Source organism: Yersinia sp. 2541 StPb PI (assembly GCF_052217145.1).
GTDB classification, from domain to species: domain Bacteria; phylum Pseudomonadota; class Gammaproteobacteria; order Enterobacterales; family Enterobacteriaceae; genus Yersinia; species Yersinia enterocolitica_E.
The window spans coordinates 1,248,206-1,266,553 of the sequence record NZ_JAZGQB010000001.1; the positions used below are offsets into that span (position 1 = coordinate 1,248,206).

Here is an 18,348-nt window from a genome sequence, read left to right on the forward strand (position 1 = left end):
AATCATGGGCTAACCGAAGATAGCCCACAGATTGATATTTAGCCCAGCAGTTCACAATTTGGCGGCAGACGGCAGCCAATCGCATTGGGGATTATTTCGATACGGAAATGCTTGCCTGCCAGTGGTTCGCCATCCAGATTAAAAGTGATGTCATGGGGGGCTGTGATTTCCAGCCAAGGCAAGGTAGCCTCCACTACATTTTTATTTTTCTCACCACTGAACACGCTGGTCAGTAGAGCAGGAAGTAATTCTTCTGCGGTCAGCAACCGCAATTGCAGCAAGCCATCATTAATCAGTGCATCGGGGCAGAGAGGCTGTCCACCACCGGCTTGCCGACCGTTGCCGATACCTATTACCAGTGCATCACCCGCCCATTCGAAATCCGGCCCATGTATTTCACAACTGTCTGCTTTAATCGCATCCATGCGCATCAGGCCATGAATAAAGTATGAAGCCCCACCCAGTACGGCTTTGAGTTTTTCCGGTGTCTCAGTGGTAATGCGAGTGCCAAAGCCACCGGTCGCCATATTGATAAAGTAGTGCTCGCTATTTACTCGCGCGATATCAATGGTGACCGCCCGGCCTTTGACTGCCAATTGAAATGCATTTTCTATGTGCAGGGGAATGTTACAACTGGTGGCAAAATCGTTGGCTGTACCTAAGGGCACAATACCTAAATTGGGGCGATTGTAGGAGGGCAGGGCCATCAGCGCACTGGCGACTTCATTAATAGTGCCATCTCCCCCGCCTGCAATTACCGTATCGACCCCCAGACCGGCAGCTTCGCCAACATAACGCTTCGCATCCCCGTGTTCCCAAGTGACTCGAACATGAAGCATAATGCCTTCATCACGCAAGTTCTTGACGGCATTGCGAACTTCAAGATTACCCGATTCCTTACCGTTCAAGATGAGAAGGGTACGTGGCATTGAGGTCATAACGTGCTCCAATCGTTTCTGCGATAGGAGTAACAGTAACCCATAGCTGTTTAATTTACCTATCCCCTTCTTACTTGAACTTGCAGCGGGGTTAGCGGCATTCAAATCTGCTCCTGACAGATTTGTCACCCGAATCACCTGACTGCGTAAGCTCATCAGGATTAGTGAGGGGCTAGCATAAATGCAGCTCGAATCACTTGCTGGTAGTGGGTTTGGCTTCTTTAGCTATATGAGATTATTCCGACAATATTGCAAATATCAATTATCTTTAAGTTTAATAAAAATAGGTTTTATTTTTGTTGGGATATTTATTTAACGGAGATAATTATTATTTGATGGTGAGGTTATTCATAAAACAGGCTTTCTTATTATTAGTTAATAGCTTAACAAGAATCATTAATAATAAAATTTAGGAAAAATTAATAGTAATCAGATGGATAGGGCCATAAAAAAGAAAAGGCCAGCCCAAGGGAGATTGGGCTAGCCAAGGAGGTGGTTCCTAGTCTTGCTGTAAAACTTTTTTAGTTCTTGATTGTACTCGAGCTATGCTACCCCAGCGTAATTATAATTGATGTGATCCATTTCTAATATTTGCTAAAAATGCCATCTTGGCGATGGCATTATTTTTTTATCGCTTTACGTTACGCTTTTTCATGGGGATTTCGGCTATTTGTCCCATTTAGATTACGTACCAGTAAGCCATATTCCACGTTAATGTCCGCGGGGATGGGCAAATACATGATATGACCATTACCCGGTGCAATATCTGCCGGCTGACCTTTTTTATCTTGCATGCTGTCGAGAATAAACTGGATATTGCCGTTTGGCGTCATCAGCTCAACACTATCACCAACCGAGAATTTGTTTTTGACCACCACTTCAGCCAAGCCGTCACGACGCACTCCGGTAAACTCACCGACAAATTGCTGGCGTTCAGAAACTGAATAGCCGTAATCGTAAGTTTGTTGCTCTTCATGCACATGACGGCGCAGGAAGCCTTCGGTATAACCCCGGTGAGCCAAGCCTTCCAGTGTGGTCAACAAGGTTGGATCAAAAGGTTTACCCGCAACGGCATCATCGATAGCACGGCGGTAAACCTGCGCGGTACGCGCGCAATAGTAGAAGGATTTAGTCCGACCCTCAATTTTCAGTGAATGCACACCTAATTGCGTCAGGCGTTCCACATGTTGAATAGCGCGTAGGTCTTTTGAGTTCATGATGTAAGTGCCGTGCTCATCTTCGGTGGCGGTCATGTACTCACCAGGGCGCTGTGCTTCCTCAATCATAAACACTTTATCGGTTGGTGCACCGATACCCAGTGTTGGCTCGATATTCTTTACCGCAATCGGTTGGTGAATATGCACGATGTTGCCGATTTCATCTTCTTTGCCTTCCTGAACATTATATTCCCAGCGGCAGGCATTGGTGCAGGTTCCCTGGTTCGGGTCGCGTTTATTGATATAACCAGATAGTAGGCAACGGCCGGAATAGGCCATGCACAGTGCGCCGTGGACAAAAATCTCCAGTTCCATATCAGGAACTTGTGCGCGTATTTCTGCAATTTCTTCCAGTGATAACTCGCGGGAGAGAATAACGCGGGTCAACCCCATCTGTTGCCAAAATTTGACGGTAGCCCAGTTGACGGCGTTAGCTTGTACTGACAGATGAATATCCATCTGCGGGAATGCCTCACGTACCATCATGATCAAGCCGGGATCCGACATAATCAGTGCATCCGGCCCCATATCGATCACCGGTTTTAAATCACGCAGAAAGGTTTTCAGTTTGGAGTTGTGGGGGGCAATATTTACGACCACATAGAAGCGCTTACCGAGGACATGCGCTTCCTGAATACCTAATGCCAGGTTCTCGTGATTAAATTCATTATTACGCACCCGTAGGCTATAACGTGGTTGGCCGGCGTAAACCGCATCTGCCCCATAAGCAAAGGCATAACGCATGTTTTTAAGGGTACCGGCAGGCGATAATAATTCCGGGGTAAAAGGAATAGATGAAGACATATAAGTGGCTCTCAGTCTGAGTTCAAGTCAGAACCACGCCCGAAGGGGTGGTTAAAAGCCGGGGATTGTAACCTTGCCAATCAGGAAAATCAGCCATCGCACAATTTTTGTAGGGTTTAAATGATCTGGATCAGTTTAAGCGGATTTTAATGTCTTGGAGCATAAAGGAAAAATTCGTTAATTGAGCGATTTTTTGCTCATTTTTTGACTAAATGATTTTCTTTGAGTAATATTTTGCACATAAATACTGATTTATTCTTTATATGAGCAGTTTTTTGCTCAAGAGGTGTTTGTGGCTAAACTAACGATACAGATCTTCAATCACGGCCTTTGGCATGATGCTGCTGAACTGACTTTTACAGAGCCGGCTCGTGGAAGGCAAGGCGCGGCAGTGCTAGGCTATGACGGCGATTATGCTATTGAGTGGATGTATCGTGATGATGAATTCAGTTGTAGCATAAATTTACCGGTTGAATTAGCTCACACCTATTCGTCTAAGCATTGGTTTGCTTTTATTGACGATATAATGCCCGCAGGCGCAAGCCGCCGCTATTGGGTTAACCAACTTGGTCTGCAATCAATGTCAGCGAGCGAGCAGGATTATATTTTGCTGAAAACGGGCACTATCGCCCCTGTTGGCAATATGCGAATAAAAGATGCAATACCTGAGTTACATCCTGATAGCCAGTTAAACCATATCCGCTTTACATTGCAGGACGTAGTTGAGCGTGACTCATCTTTTTTGGAATATGCGCAGCAAAGAGGGGCCTCGGCAGGGGGGGCGACAGGGGCCGGTGGCGAAGCGCCGAAGCTACTATTATGTTGTTCAGATAATGATGAAATCTGGATTGATACTTTCCAGGATGGCATCAGTAACCAAGATACTCATTATTTAATTAAATTCCCAAGAGGGAAGCGTAGCACTATTGATTGCGATATTTTACGTGCTGAGTATCACTTTTATCAGGAACTGGCAAGCATTGGTATCGATACGATAAAGACTGAAAAGATGAGGCTGATAGAGGGAGATAATTATCCTTCTTTATGGTTACCTCGCTTTGATATTGATTCAATTGAGAATAAGCGAGTTCAATATGGTCTGGAGTCACTTTATTCAGTTATGGATGTTGCTTCGGGTAGCTATTTAAATCATTTTGAGGTAATCCGAACTTTAGTAAAAAAACTGACTTCTCAGTATCAAGTTAATGAATTAGGTCGGCCTTTAAATGTTGAAGCTCTCGTTATTGAAATGATTAAGCGAGATTTATTAAACGTCGCTTTTGGTAATTCTGACAATCATGGCCGCAATACTGCATTAATTAAACGGCCTGAGGGGATCTGGCTCTCGCCTATCTATGATTTTGCCCCGATGAAAGCAGATCCTGAAGGTATTCCCAGAGTGACTCAATGGGGGTCGCCTTATGAAGAGGGAGGGAATTTCGACTGGAAGGGTATTATTACTGAGTTATCTGATCTTGCTGACCCTGACAGTGTCTTTTTGGCATTCCAGCAAGTGGCTGAAAATCTAATAGGTTTGAAGGTTCGTCTTAAAATGCGAGGAGTACCGGACAGCATTCTTAATATGCCGGGAATGGCTTTTGATTATTTGGATGAAAAATTACAACGCTGGGCACATTTATGAAAGTGAAACTTTCACCGCAAGAGCGTGAGAACTTGTTACTGATGTTACTAAGCCAGCTATTTAGTGAACAGATATCTACAGGGGAATTACTGCGCAAACTTAGAAAAGAGATGCTAACCATGTCTCAGGACGAGTTTTCATCTTTGGTTAATATCAGCCGACGTACTCTGTCTGATATTGAAACTGATAAAGGGGGCCAGACGTTATCTGTGCTTGGGCGTGTTTTTCGGCCTTTTGGTTTGAAAATAGGTTTATTGCCACGTAACCAGCAAGTATTGAAAAAAATGCTGGCGAAAGAGTTTGCAGCGGTAACCGAAGATCAGGAGCGTTTGAAATGAGATGCGCGGTCACTCGCCCCGCGCGGGTACCTTTAAGCAACGAATGTAGGTAAAATAGCACTATCAGATAAATAAAAATTACAGCGTCAGATCTTTAATTATGGTGGTCGGGCCATTTTTTATTACGGAGGCAATGCCTTTTTTGGCAGCAGCGTCAGAACTGTAGGATTCACTGACGCCAATAACCTGATGGTTTTTCGCTTTCAAAACGAAATAAGGTTCATTTTTGACGTTGTGCTTCAGCTCATATTGGCTTTCCAGTGGCGAGTTACTCTGCACTGATGATATGCCGTTTTCAGCCGAAGCCTTACTGGCGTACATCTCACTGGAGAGAATAGTTTCGCCATTGCTGGCTTTTAGATTGAAATAGTGCTGCCCATTCTTTGCCTTATTAAGCTCATAGTGACCCATGGTCATAGTGGTTCTCCTGTTGGTTGTGATACCTCTAATGAGTGTAGTCAACGTTGACCGGATGTCAGGTCAATGCGCTATGCACCACCAACATAACGCACCTTTGGCAAAGACGGCATTACAGTAAACGACAGATCTCTGCTTCCCAGCGATACCCCATACCGTACACTGCACGGATAAATGGCTTCTTGCCATCGAGTGATTCCAGCTTGCGCCGGAGATTTTTGATATGGCTATCGATAGTGCGATCCGTCACTACGCGGTAATCGTCATACAGATTATTCAGCAGTTGCTCACGGCTAAACACATGGCCTGGTTGAGTTGCCAGTATTTTCAGCAGACGAAATTCTGCCGGGGTCAATTCCAACTGATGGCCCAGATAACTGGCCTGAAAGCGGGATTCATCAATCAGCAGTGGCACCGTATCACTTGGCTGCTGCGGTAGCGGTCGGCAGCGGCGCAGAATGGTTTTGACCCGCGCCACCACTTCCCGCGGGCTATAGGGTTTGCAGATATAGTCGTCAGCACCGATCTCCAGCCCCAGTAATCGATCAATCTCTTCGGTTTTTGCCGTCACCATCATAATCGGCACATCAGAGAAACGGCGAATTTCTCGGCAAATGGTAATGCCATCGCTACCGGGTAACATTAAATCCAGCAAAATAATGGCCGGTGGCGACTGACGGACTGCCGCCACTACCTCGTCACCCCTGGTGAGCCATTGGGTCTGATAACCCGCAGCCTGTAGGTAATCGACCAATAACTGGCCGAGCTTCGGTTCATCTTCAACAATCAATACGGAGCCAGATTGGCTGGCAGACTGAAGCGGCTCGTGCATTACAATGAATTACCCTATGGAATGGAATAGCGGAAATACTACCGTAATCCGCAGGCCACCCAAAGGTGAATGTTCGGCGCTGATTTTGCCACCGTGGGCCTCGACAATATTGTGGCATATCGCCAGCCCTAGTCCTGAGCCGCCGCTTGCGCGGTTACGTGAGCTTTCGGTGCGATAAAAACGCTCAAAAATACGTTGCAGCTGTTCATCACTAAGGCCCGGTTTACTGTCCTGCCAGTGTAGGGTTAATGTTTCTTCTTCTGGCAGTGCGATAATCTCAAGCTGCCCGCCTTCATTGGTATAACGCAGACTGTTTTCCAGTAAATTATGAAATAGCTGATTCAATCGGTCGGGGTCGCCGAACATTATTGCCTGTTCAGGCAGATGGGCAGTAATGGTGATATTTTTACTTTGGAAACGGCCATGGAAGCTGGCGATAGCGATTTGTAACAGACGCACGGCATCCAGTTGGGTTTTACGGTAGGCCAGTGCACCACGATCTGAGAGCGATAACTGATGCAGGTCGTTGACCAGTTTGGTCAGAATTCCTACCTCGGCTTGCAGTGAGATCAAGGATTCAGGTGTTGGTTGCCGCACACCATCCTGTAGCGCCTCCAACTCGCCGCGCAGTACCGCCAGTGGCGTGCGTAATTCATGCGAGACATCGGCCATAAAGTCGCGCCGCATTTGCTCGTTTTTCTCCAACGAACTGGCAAGTTGGTTAAAGTCTTGTGCCAAACGGCCCAGTTCGTCACGGCTACTGACCGCCACTCGAGTGCTGAAATCACCGGCAGCTAAGCGGTGAGTGCCTTCCACTAACCGTTTTACCGGTGCTAACATCCCGCGCGATAAAACCCAGGTCACCGCTGCCGCCAGCAGGGTTGATAAGCCGACAATAATCCAACTGGTGCGGCGCTGTTGCTGGTCAAAGTTAATATCTGCATTACGCGTCAGTTTTTCGGGGGGAGTCGACATCACCCAGCCCACCACGTTTTTATTCACCTTGATGGCGCGACGGCTAGCTTCTTTCGGCACCTGACCGGTGTGTCCGACCAGTAGATTATTGTGATTATCGACCACCCAGAACTGAGCGCGCCAGCCTCGTGGCGGCAGATTGCGGCTGTTATCACTGCTCTGCTCGAAAGAGCGCATGATCTGATAAATCACCTGATCATTATTACGCAGGAAATCCCAGTTACCGTAACGCTGATATTGCACCTCAAGCGCGTCTCCCAACATGGCGATACGCTGCTCATTGCTCTGTTTGATGTAGTCAATGAAACCGCGCTCGAAACTGGCTCTAACCCCCCAGTGCATCGTGATCAACACCAGCATGCAGGTAGCAAATATCGCCATAAACAGTTTTCCGGTAATGCCGATTCTCATTATGTTTTCACCTGTTCTATCGGTTGGCTGGTTTAATGGGTTGGCGGGCCAGATTACGATTGGTGCCGGTATCCGGTGGCACGCGATTAAATATCAGGGCGGGCAGAGCAATGATAATGGCCATGCACATATAGCTGTACAAGAACGCGCTGTGGGTGGCCGAGGTATTGGTTACCACCTGATTATGCGCAAACACGCCCAATAATATCCCGGCGGTGCTGACCCCCAGACTCATGGAGAGTTGCATCACCATCGACAGCAAGCTATTGCCGCTACTGGCAAGGCGGTTTGGTAAATCTTTCAGGGTTAAGGTATTCATGGTGGAGAAGCGCAGTGCGTTAACCATTCCCTGGAAAAATAGCACCACCGGCAGTAGCCATAGCCAGCCCATCAGTGCCACCAGTGGGAAGCTCAGACTAACCACCGCCAGCAGCAATGTCGCGCTGACCAACACTTGCCGGTAGCCGAAGCGGTTAACCACCTGCACGATAATTCGCTTCATGCCCATACTGCCGATAATCATCGGGATCATCATTAAACCTGCATGGAACGGCGTGAATCCCAGCCCGATTTGCAGGAAAACCGGGGTCATAAAGGGCAGCATGCCACTGCCAATGCGCGCAGTCATACTTGCAGTCAGGCCAAGGGCATAGGATTTGTTTTTGAACAATCGCAGTGAAAATAGCGCAGCGTTATTACCTCGGGCATGCCACCAATATCCGGCCAGAGCCAACATCCCAGACAAGACTAAACCCGCAATTGCCAGCGGTGGCAAACCCAGCCCTTTATGGCCATCTAACGCCAGTGTTAGGGTTGCCATGCCGATAGCCAGCATGATAAAGCCGCTGATATCAAAGCGACGGGTACGCATGGTGTAGTTAGGCATCAGCATCAGAGTAGCTAACGCGCCAATCACCCCCACTGGCAGGTTGATCAAGAAGATCCAGTGCCAACTGGCGTATTCCACCAGAAATCCCCCCAGCGCCGGGCCAACCAATGGCCCAATCTGGCCGGGTAGGGTGACAAAGGCCATCGCCGACATATATTGTTCGCGTGGCACGATCTTCATCACCGTCAGGCGGCCCACGGGTACCATCATTGCGCCACCGACCCCTTGAATCACGCGAGAGGCGATAAGCTCATTCAGGGTTTCAGATTGCGCGCACATCAGTGAACCAAGGGTAAACAGAATGATTGCTGAGAAAAATACCCACTTAACCCCGACACGATCAGCCAACCACCCGCTAGCGGGCAGCATCACAGCCACCGTCAACACATACGACACAATGACCGATTGCATACGCAATGGGTTTTCACCCAAACTGGCCGCAATCGAGGGCAGGGCGGTATTGACGATGGTGGTATCCAGCGTCTGCATAAAGAAACCGAAGGCAACGATCCACAGTTGCCAGCGTATACCCGTCATCTTTCAACCTGCTGCTGTGTTGACTGCATTCGCTTACCCGAATCACTTACGGGTTTTGACCTTAAAATATAAGTCAGCTCATCGGGACTCTCTCGCTTGCCGCCTGGGTATATCGCCATAGGCTATTCCAGCTTCATTAGCGGCTGCTTACTAAAGCGGCTGCGTAATCGGTCAAAATAGAGGTAAACCACCGGTGTGGTATACAGCGTTAGCAGTTGGCTCATTACCAGCCCACCGACAATGGTTATCCCCAGTGGTTGACGTAACTCTGCCCCATCACCACTGCTTAGCACCAGTGGCAGCGCCCCGAACAAGGCGGCCAATGTGGTCATTAGAATCGGCCGAAAGCGCAATAAACTGGCCTGAAAAATAGCATCGCGGGCGCTGAGATTGCCATTACGTTGCGCGTCGAGGGCAAAGTCCACCATCATAATGGCGTTCTTTTTCACGATACCAATCAATAGCATAATGCCAATAAGTGCGATCAGGCTAAAGGGGGCGTCGAACAGTTCTAGCGCCAGTAGCGCGCCCACCCCAGCAGAGGGCAGTGTGGACAGAATGGTCAGTGGATGAATATAGCTCTCATACAACATCCCGAGCACGATATACACCGTAGCGATAGCGGCCATAATCAGCCACAACTGCGATTTCAGTGTTTCCTGGAATACCTGCGCGGTACCAGTAAAGGTGCCGCGCACGGTGGCAGGCACCCCAAGTTCCGTCATTACCCGCTCAACGGCGGCGGTTGCTTCAGATAAACTTCCGCCTTCCGGTAAGTTAAATGAGATGGTCGAGGCGGCGGATAAGCCTTGATGATTAACCGACAGTGGTGCATTGGCCGGTTGCCACTTGGCGAAATAAGACAATGGAATTGACTGACCGCTGCTATTAATCACAAACATCTTATCGAGCGAACTGACATCCTGAGTGTATTGGGGGGCAACTTCCATCACCACTTTGTATTGGTTCAACGGTTGATAAATGGTGGAGATCTGCCGTTGACCAAAGGCGTTGTTTAACAGGGCATTGGCTGTGGACACATCAATCCCCAAGCGCGCCATGGTCTCGCGATCGTAAGTCAGTGCCATCTCCGAGCCTTTATCCTGCTGGTCAGAGTTAACATCTGCCAGCTCCGGCAATTTAGCCAGCGCGGCGCGGACTTTGGGTTCCCATTCACGTAGTGCGGCTAAATCGTCTGCTAACAGCGTAAATTGATAACTGGCGTTGGCTTGACGGCCACCGACGCGAATGTCCTGCACCGGTGCAAGGAACAGGCTCGCCCCCGGTTCTTTGGCTAGTTTGGCACGCAGACGAGTGATAATTTGCTGAGCGCTCTCACTGCGCTCACTCAAGGGTTTGAGCGAGATAAACATCGACCCGCTATTCGTGCGTGAGCCACCGGTGAAGCCGGTGACATTGTCGACCGCCGGATCATCGTTGACTATCTTCATGAAATCCTTCAGCTTCTGCTGCATCGACTGAAACGAAATACTTTGATCAGCTTGAATAAAACCCATCATCCGGCCAGTATCCTGCTCGGGGAAAAAGGTTTTCGGGATACTGATATAGAGCCAAACATTGAGCGCGATAGTGGAAAGCAGCACCACCATCACCCAACGTGTATGACCCAGTACCCAATTGAGTGAGCGACCATAACCTTGCTGAATAGACAGCAGCATTTTACCAAACCCGCGAATCCGGGGTTGCTGACCAACCGGGTGTGATCGTAGCAAATGGGCGCACATCATTGGCGTCAAGGTGAGGGAAATGACCAGTGAGATGCCGATAGCCACCGACAGTGTTATGGCAAATTCGCGGAATAAACGGCCCGGTAACCCTTCCATCAGCAGCAGTGGAATAAATACGGCCACCAGCGAAATACTCATCGACAACACGGTAAAGCCCACTTCGCGCACCCCGCGCAGGGCGGCGGCCATTGGTTTTACCCCCGCTTCCAGATGGCGGGAAATATTCTCCAGCACCACAATGGCATCATCAACTACGAAGCCGGTGGCGATGGTCAATGCCATCAATGACAAGTTATTCAGGCTAAAACCGCACAGATACATAGCGGTAAATGTTCCGATCAACGAAACCGGCACGGCAACCGCGGGAATAAGCGTGGCACGGCCGGAGCGCAGAAACAGGAATACCACCAGAATCACCAAAGCTACGGCTATCATCAATGAGCGCTCCACTTCATCTAACGAAGCACGAATGGTCGGCGAGCGATCTTGTGCAATAGTCAACTGAATTGAGGCGGGGATCGAGGCACGCAGGGCCGGAAGTTCTGCTCGAATCCGGTCGACGGTGGCGATAATATTTGCCCCCGGCTCGCGGCTGATTACTAACAGCACCGCCGGTTTACCATCGGACATCCCGGCGTTACGCACATCTTGCACTGAGTCCACCACCGTGGCGACATCCTGTAGCCGTACCGCTGAACCATTGTTGTAATGAATCACCAGTGGGCGATAACCCTCTGCGGTTTTGATCTCATCATTGGCCTGCACCTGCCAGTGCTGTTGGCTGGAATCGATAGCACCTTGTGGGCGGCGAACGTTGGCGGCGCTGATTGCTTGTCGCACCGCATCCAGCGAAACGCCTTGGTTAAACAGCGCCCCAGGATTCAATTCAACCCGCACCGCAGGCAGGGAACTGCCTCCCACCGAGACATCACTGACCCCCTCGGTTTGAGCAATTTTCTGCGCCAATTTGGTAGAGGCAAAATCATACAACTGACCTTGGGTAAAGGTATCCGAGGTCAGCGTCATTATCATGATGGGCGCATCCGACGGGTTCATCTTACGATAGGTCGGGCGGTTTGGCATGCCGGTGGGCAGCAAGCTTTGCGCGGCATTAAGCGCTGCCTGCACATCACGGGCCGCACCGTTGATATCTCGATTGAGGGAGAATTGCAGAATGATCCGCGTGCTGCCCAATGAACTGGTAGAGGTCATTTCATTGACGCCCGCAATTCTGCCCAGTGCGCGTTCCAGCGGTGTGGCAATTGAGGACGCCATGGTCTCAGGATCGGCCCCTGGCATCGATGCACTCACCGAAATCACCGGATAATCCACCTGCGGCAGCGGTGATACCGGCAATAAGCTAAAACCGATAATTCCGCTGAGGGTGATAGCCAGTGTCAGCAGGGTGGTAGCCACCGGGCGATGGATGAACAGAGCGAAGAATTTCACGGCTGCTCCTGTCCATGGGGTAATTCAGGTGTGTCAGTATCCTGATGGCGATAGCGATTTTTGCCATGGGAGTTGCGTGCCAGTTTATCGAACAACAGATAGATAACCGGAGTGGTAAACAGGGTTAGTACCTGACTGACAATCAGCCCGCCGACCATACACACACCCAGCGGTTGGCGTAGCTCGGCCCCGGCCCCGGTACTGAGCATTAATGGCAATGCACCAAACAGCGCTGCCAATGTGGTCATCAGAATCGGGCGGAAACGTAACAAGCACGCCTGATAGATAGCATCATACGGGGTCATCCCCTGATCCCGCTCTGCGGCCAGTGCAAAGTCGATCATCATGATGGCATTCTTCTTTACAATTCCGATCAGCAGAATAATGCCGATAATGGCAATCACATCCAGCTCATTGCCGGTCAGCATCAGCGCCAGCAAGGCACCGACACCGGCGGTGGGCAGAGTTGACAAGATAGTGACCGGATGAATAAAACTTTCATATAACACGCCGAGCACGATATACATCGCCACAATCGCGGCGATAATCAGCCACAGCGTGCTACCGAGTGCGGCCTGAAATGCCAGCGTAGAGCCTTGGAAGCGGGTGGTGATATCCGCCGGTAGCTGAATTGCCTGCTCAGCTTGTGTCACCGCGTTTACCCCCTCACCCAAGGAATATCCCGGTGCCAGATTGAAGGAGATAGTGGCTGACGGGAATTGATTCAAATGGTTAATCGATAATGGCCCGAAGCGCTCCTCAATGGTGGCAATACTGTTCAGCGGCACCCCTTTACCGTCGCTGCCGGTCAGGCGGATATCGTTAAACGCCGCCAAGCCCGGCGTGGCCTGCACGTCATGTTCTAGCACCACGCGGTATTGGTTGGCTTGGGTATAAATGGTGGAAATCAGGCGTTGACCAAAGGCGTTATATAGTGCGCTGTCGATAGCTGCCATCGTGATACCTAAACGGCTGGCGCTATCGCGATCGACATTAACAAACGCCACCAATCCTCGGTCCTGCCAATCACTGGTGACATCCTGGAAGGGAGCTTGTTGCTGCAACTGACTAACCAGCTTCGGTACCCAAGTGCTCAACTCCTCAAGTGTCGTGGCTTGCAGGGTGAACTGATATTGTGTCCGGCTCAGTTGCGTATCAATGGTCAGATCTTGTACCGGCTGTAAGTAAAGTTTAATCCCTGGGACGCCGGTAACGCTTTCCTGTAAGCGGGTAATGATCTGTGGGATGCGATCGTCACGGCTGTTGAGTGGTTTAAGGTTAATCTGCAACCGGCCATTGTTCAGCGTGGCATTGGTACCGTCAACGCCGACAAATGAGGTCAGGCTTTCTACCGCTGGATCTTTAAGGATAATGGCGGCCACTTGTTGCTGGCGTTCCGCCATATTACTGAATGAAACGGATTGCGGTGCTTCCAGGGTTCCTTGAATCAGACCATTGTCTTGCAACGGGAAGAAACCTTTCGGCATCAGCAAGTAAAGCAGCACCGTCAGGACCAGTGTGCTCACCGCTACACCCAAGGTTATCCATTGATGATTAAGCACTTTTTTTAGTGCCACGGCATAATGGGCGATCACCCAGTTAAAGAACTTCTCACTGGCGCGTGACAGGCGGTTTTGCTTACGCAGTGACTCATAACTGAGCATCCGCGCGCACATCATTGGGGTCAGAGTCAGCGAAACTACCGCTGAAATCAGGATCGCCACCGCCAGTGTTACGGCAAATTCGCGGAACAGCCGGCCCACGATATCGCCCATAAATAGCAACGGAATCAACACTGCAATTAATGAGAAGGTGAGTGAAATAATGGTAAAGCCAATCTCTCCGGCCCCTTTCAGCGCCGCATCCAGCGGTCTCTCGCCTTTTTCGATATAACGAGAGATATTCTCTATCACTACGATGGCGTCATCGACCACAAAGCCCGTGGCAATGGTCAGCGCCATTAACGTCAGGCTATTGATTGAAAACCCGAGAAAATACATCGCCGCAAAGGTCCCGATCAGTGACAGCGGTACTGCGACACTGGGGATAATGGTGGCTGCGGCATTGCGCAGAAACAGATAAATCACCATCACCACCAGCACAATGGCGAGCAATAACTCAAACTGCACGTCACTGACGGAGGCGCGGATGGTGGTAGTGCGATCGGTTAGTACCTTGACATCAACCGACTTGGGCAAGCTTTTGATCAACTCCGGCAGCATCTCGCGAATACTGTCCGCGGTGGCAATGACGTTGACCCCCGGCTGGCGCTGGATATTCAACACAATCGCCTGCTGGGTATTGGCCCATGCAGCCAGTTTGTTATTTTCCGCGCCCTGCTCAATGGTGGCGACATCCTGCAAGCGGATCGGCGCTCCATTTTGGTATGCAATGATCAGATCACGGTAATCCTCGGCAGATTTCATCTGGTCATTAGCCGACAATGTCACCGAACGGGTGGGGCCATCGATGCTACCCTTGGCAGAATTGACGTTAGCATTGCTGATGGCAGTACGAATGGTTTCGCTGTCCAGCCCCAATGCGGCGACCGCCGGGGCATTCAGTTTCACCCGCACGGCGGGGCGCTGTCCGCCGGAAATAGTGACCAGACCGACCCCGGTGACTTGCGATATTTTCTGCGCAATCCGGGTTTCGACCATATCTTCTACTTGCGTCATCGGGATGGCAGTGGAGGTCACGGCTAAGGTCATAATCGGCGGATCAGCCGGATTCACTTTGCTGTAAATCGGGGGGTAAGGCAGATCATTGGGCAGTAGATTGGTGGCGGAGTTAATGGCAGCCTGCACCTCTTGCTCTGCTACATCCAGTGGCAAAGTAAGCTGGAATTGCAGCGTAATCACTGACGCACCACCCGAACTTTGTGATGCCATCTGCTTGAGGCCGGACATTTGGCCAAACTGGCGCTCCAGCGGCGCGGTAATGGATGATGTCACCACATCCGGGCTGGCCCCAGGATAGAGTGTCACCACCTGAATCGTCGGGTAATCAACCTCCGGCAGGGCAGAAACCGGCAGCGCGCGGTAACCGAGAATCCCGGCCAGCAGAATGGCAATCATAAATAATGTGGTGGCAACCGGGCGCAGGATAAACAGCCGTGACGGCCCGCCACCAGGTGTTGGAGGCATCACTTGCATCAGGATTTCTCCGCAGGAACAGTGTTACTCGTCGCTCTTCTGCCCCGATGTGTGGCTTTCTCCTCCGTGGCTGCTTTCTCTGCGACACCCGTTTGGTTTGCTGCTGCGGCCCGTGGTGTTACCACTTCGACCTGTAAGCCTTCGGTCAGGCGATCAATACCGTCAGTGACCACGCGTTGACCCGCATTCAGGCCGGCGCTAATAACCACTTGTTTGCTGTCTTGAATACCGGTAGTGACCAGATGCTTACTGACTTTATTTTCATCATTTAGGGTCCAGACAAAGCTCCCTTCGTTACCCATTTGTACGGCGGCGGTTGGCACCACCACAGCATTTTGCAGTAAATCGACTTTGATACGGGCGTTGACAAACTGGTTGGGGAACAGGATGTCATCGTTATTGGCAAAGCGTGCTTTCAGCTTAATGGTGCCGGTGGTGGTATCAATTTGGTTATCAATACTGAGCAAATAGCCCTGCGCCAGTCGCTGTTTATTGGTGCGATCCCAAGCTTCTACTGGCACGGTAGTGTTATTTTTGGCCGCATTTTTCTGCGCTTGCATGATAGCGGGGATATCGCTTTCTGGCAGCGTAAAGACCACATCAACCGGATGTGTCTGAGTGATCACCACTATGGGGGCTGTGGTACCGCTGGTAATGTAATTACCGACATCGACCTGTTTTAGGCCCACTTTGCCAGATATTGGGGCGGTAATTCGACTATAAGTCAGTTGCAGTTTGGCACTGTCGATAGCGCCTTGATCGGCTTTAACACTGCCTTCACTTTGGCGCACTAACGAGGCTTGAGTATCGAGCTCTTGTTGTGAAATGACCCCGGTTTTCACCAATTTTTGGTAGCGGGCTAAATCACGGCGGGCATTGTCCAGCGTGGCCTGATCTTTTGCCAGTTGGCCCTGTGCTTGGGTCAGTTGTACCTGATAAGGGCGTGGGTCGATCTCCACCAGTAAGTCACCGGCGTTGACCTGTTGCCCTTCAGTAAAGTGGATTGCCATTAATTGGCCATCGACCCGGCTGGTCACGGTGACGGTATTGGCGGCAATCACGGTACCTAGGCCGGTAAGATAACGGGGTACGGCTTGTTCGGTGGCGGTGGCCGCCTGTACCGGCGACATGGGCATATTACGTCGGCCACCGGCGCGGGCTGTTGTCGTCCCGCCAGCGGTGTGCTGCGCACCTGGCGCGGTGTTGGTGGTGGCCGCGCTAAAATAGCGCCAGGCAAATATAGCAACAGTAATCGCCACCACCGCCCCGAGTAACATCAGTACCCTGGAAGTGCGTTTGGATTGAGCTTTCATGATGGCGGGAGTCCTTTTTGTTTATTTTGTTATGCGCACATAGATGCAATCAATTGGGTATTGATATGTTACTAGTTTAGCGGGGATTTACCGGATAAAAATGGAGGAAATATGGAAGTAGTGTCAGGGTATGTGGGATTTTGGTTTTTATAATTTTAGGATTCAAAACTGATAGGGTTTGGCTGCGGTTGATATTCGATTAAGTGATGTGATCTGTTTCTTGATTACCCACTGCGCAGTGGGTAATCAAAATAGCATTAACGATACAGGGTCTGCGCCCAACGGGCCAAACCGGCGGTCACTGAGCCGAAGTCATTGCCACCCACCAACGGGATACCCGGTAGTTGCTGTTGCAGGGCGGTTCGCAATAACGGGGAGCGAGCACTGCCGCCTGTCAGATAAATGACATCTGGAGTGATATGGCTGGTGGATAATGCCAAACTGACTTGTTCCTGAATCCGTTGTAGTGGCTGAGATATGGCTTCAGCAAGCTGTTGCTGGTTGATAGTCTGGCCTAACTCTGGCTCGACAAAATTCAGTGCAGTCGCTACTTGTACTTGTTCGGATAGCGCGATTTTGCTCTCTTCCGCCGCCCGAACTAAACGATAACTCAGGCGCTGTTGATACACTTTCAGCAGGCGCTCTACTTGCTGTGGATTGGCCGCGTCACGAATCAAATCACGCAGGAAGCGGCCGTTAACCGTGCTGTAGAAATCGCTCTGTGCCGGAACATCGTTAGTCGCAACGGCATTCCAATAGGGCAGTGACGGCAGAGCAATCCCTTTTTCGGTTTCGCCCCCCATGCCAAACAGCGGCATCAGTTGTTTAAACGCGAGCATAATATCCAGATCGTTACCACCAACGCGACAACCACTGTGACCCAGCAGGCTTTGTTGACGGTCTGCCAGCCCCTGCCATTTAGGCCCCATCAATAGCACCGAACAGTCAGTGGTACCACCACCGATATCCACCACTAGTACGGTTTTTTCTTCTGTCAGCGTCGCTTCAAAATCTAGCCCTGCCGCGACCGGTTCAAACTGGAAAGCAATATCGCGAAAACCGGCGCGTTGGGCGGCGCGCAGTAAAATCCCTTCTGCCTGGCGATTAGCATCCTCACCGCCAGAGCCTTGGAAGTTGACTGGACGACCAATTACGGCCTGACTAATTTCTGATGCCAGTACGGATTCTGCCTGACGTTTGATATGGAACATCATGGCGCAGACCAAATCCTCAAACAGCGCCAATTGCTGAGGTTTCAGCCCATTGGCACCTAGGAAGGATTTAGGTGATTTTACAAAGTATACGTCTTCAGGGTCTTCGATATAGTGGGCGAGGGCAGACAGGCCAAATGTCAGACTGTCGGCAGCAACCGGAATATCCTCTTCGCGATTGAATGCCATGGCCCGGCGTAATAGCTGCTGATTTTCGTCGCTACCGGTGGGTACCTGCCAGTGGCGGTGCAGGCATTCACTGACCGCTTCCCGTGTTGGCGCGCACAACATGGAGGGCAGATAGACGTCATTATTTTCCAGTGCCAGTAAGTTGGGAGCATCATCCCGCATCACGGCAACTGAGCAGTTTGCTGTGCCGTAGTCAAAACCAATGAACATAATTGCCCCCCAGGCCAAATAAAGGGGTGCGACTTTACCCGAGAGTGGGCAGCGGGGCAATCGTCATGTTAGT

At 50.5% G+C, this 18,348-nt stretch carries 12 protein-coding genes; 2 read left to right on the plus strand and 10 right to left on the minus strand.

Translation table 11 applies throughout. The annotated features are described in order from the left end of the window. Positions 1-38: 38 nt before the first annotated feature. Both yegS and trhP read right to left on the minus strand, forming a co-directional pair. Positions 39-929 (minus strand): lipid kinase YegS, encoded by an 891-nt coding sequence (gene yegS, locus V1953_RS05505; protein ID WP_083164140.1) that lies wholly within the window; start codon positions 927-929, stop codon positions 39-41. Between the two features lie 650 nt (positions 930-1,579). Beyond that, complete coding sequence (gene trhP / locus V1953_RS05510; RefSeq protein ID WP_083163244.1) at positions 1,580-2,959, minus strand: prephenate-dependent tRNA uridine(34) hydroxylase TrhP; 1,380 nt, start codon at positions 2,957-2,959, stop codon at positions 1,580-1,582. A gap of 292 nt (positions 2,960-3,251) precedes the next feature. On the opposite strand from trhP, the gene V1953_RS05515 reads away from it, so the two are divergent. Continuing rightward, complete coding sequence (locus V1953_RS05515) at positions 3,252-4,601, plus strand: type II toxin-antitoxin system HipA family toxin (RefSeq protein WP_372569457.1); 1,350 nt, start codon at positions 3,252-3,254, stop codon at positions 4,599-4,601. After that, a complete protein-coding gene (locus V1953_RS05520; protein ID WP_050084756.1) occupies positions 4,598-4,939 on the plus strand; it encodes a helix-turn-helix transcriptional regulator in 342 nt (113 codons plus the stop codon). The genes V1953_RS05515 and V1953_RS05520 overlap by 4 nt, the downstream gene beginning before the upstream one ends. Positions 4,940-5,017: 78 nt before the next feature. On the opposite strand, the gene V1953_RS05525 is transcribed toward V1953_RS05520, so the two are convergent. From V1953_RS05525 to yegD, 8 genes are all read right to left on the minus strand, one after another. Beyond that, the gene (locus V1953_RS05525; protein ID WP_083163248.1) at positions 5,018-5,356 is read right to left on the minus strand and encodes a YegP family protein; all 339 of its coding nucleotides are present in this window, start codon (positions 5,354-5,356) and stop codon (positions 5,018-5,020) included. 112 nt (positions 5,357-5,468) lie between these two features. Beyond that, positions 5,469-6,188 (minus strand): two-component system response regulator BaeR, encoded by a 720-nt coding sequence (gene baeR, locus V1953_RS05530; RefSeq protein WP_083163251.1) that lies wholly within the window; start codon positions 6,186-6,188, stop codon positions 5,469-5,471. A 9-nt stretch (positions 6,189-6,197) separates the two neighbouring features. After that, positions 6,198-7,574: a two-component system sensor histidine kinase BaeS gene (gene baeS, locus V1953_RS05535; RefSeq protein WP_372569456.1), complete on the minus strand. Its 1,377-nt coding sequence runs from the start codon at positions 7,572-7,574 to the stop codon at positions 6,198-6,200. A 16-nt stretch (positions 7,575-7,590) separates the two neighbouring features. Beyond that, the gene (locus V1953_RS05540) at positions 7,591-9,000 is read right to left on the minus strand and encodes an MFS transporter (RefSeq protein WP_420073064.1); all 1,410 of its coding nucleotides are present in this window, start codon (positions 8,998-9,000) and stop codon (positions 7,591-7,593) included. A 122-nt stretch (positions 9,001-9,122) separates the two neighbouring features. Next, positions 9,123-12,197 (minus strand): multidrug efflux RND transporter permease subunit MdtC, encoded by a 3,075-nt coding sequence (gene mdtC, locus V1953_RS05545; protein ID WP_442848567.1) that lies wholly within the window; start codon positions 12,195-12,197, stop codon positions 9,123-9,125. Next, complete coding sequence (locus V1953_RS05550; protein ID WP_442850737.1) at positions 12,194-15,352, minus strand: MdtB/MuxB family multidrug efflux RND transporter permease subunit; 3,159 nt, start codon at positions 15,350-15,352, stop codon at positions 12,194-12,196. The genes mdtC and V1953_RS05550 overlap by 4 nt, the downstream gene beginning before the upstream one ends. Beyond that, on the minus strand, positions 15,352-16,665 hold the full coding sequence (locus V1953_RS05555; protein ID WP_442850738.1) for an MdtA/MuxA family multidrug efflux RND transporter periplasmic adaptor subunit: 1,314 nt from the start codon (positions 16,663-16,665) through the stop codon (positions 15,352-15,354). The genes V1953_RS05550 and V1953_RS05555 overlap by 1 nt, the downstream gene beginning before the upstream one ends. A gap of 257 nt (positions 16,666-16,922) precedes the next feature. After that, on the minus strand, positions 16,923-18,275 hold the full coding sequence (gene yegD, locus V1953_RS05560; RefSeq protein ID WP_442850739.1) for a molecular chaperone: 1,353 nt from the start codon (positions 18,273-18,275) through the stop codon (positions 16,923-16,925). Between the last annotated feature and the right edge of the window lie 73 nt (positions 18,276-18,348).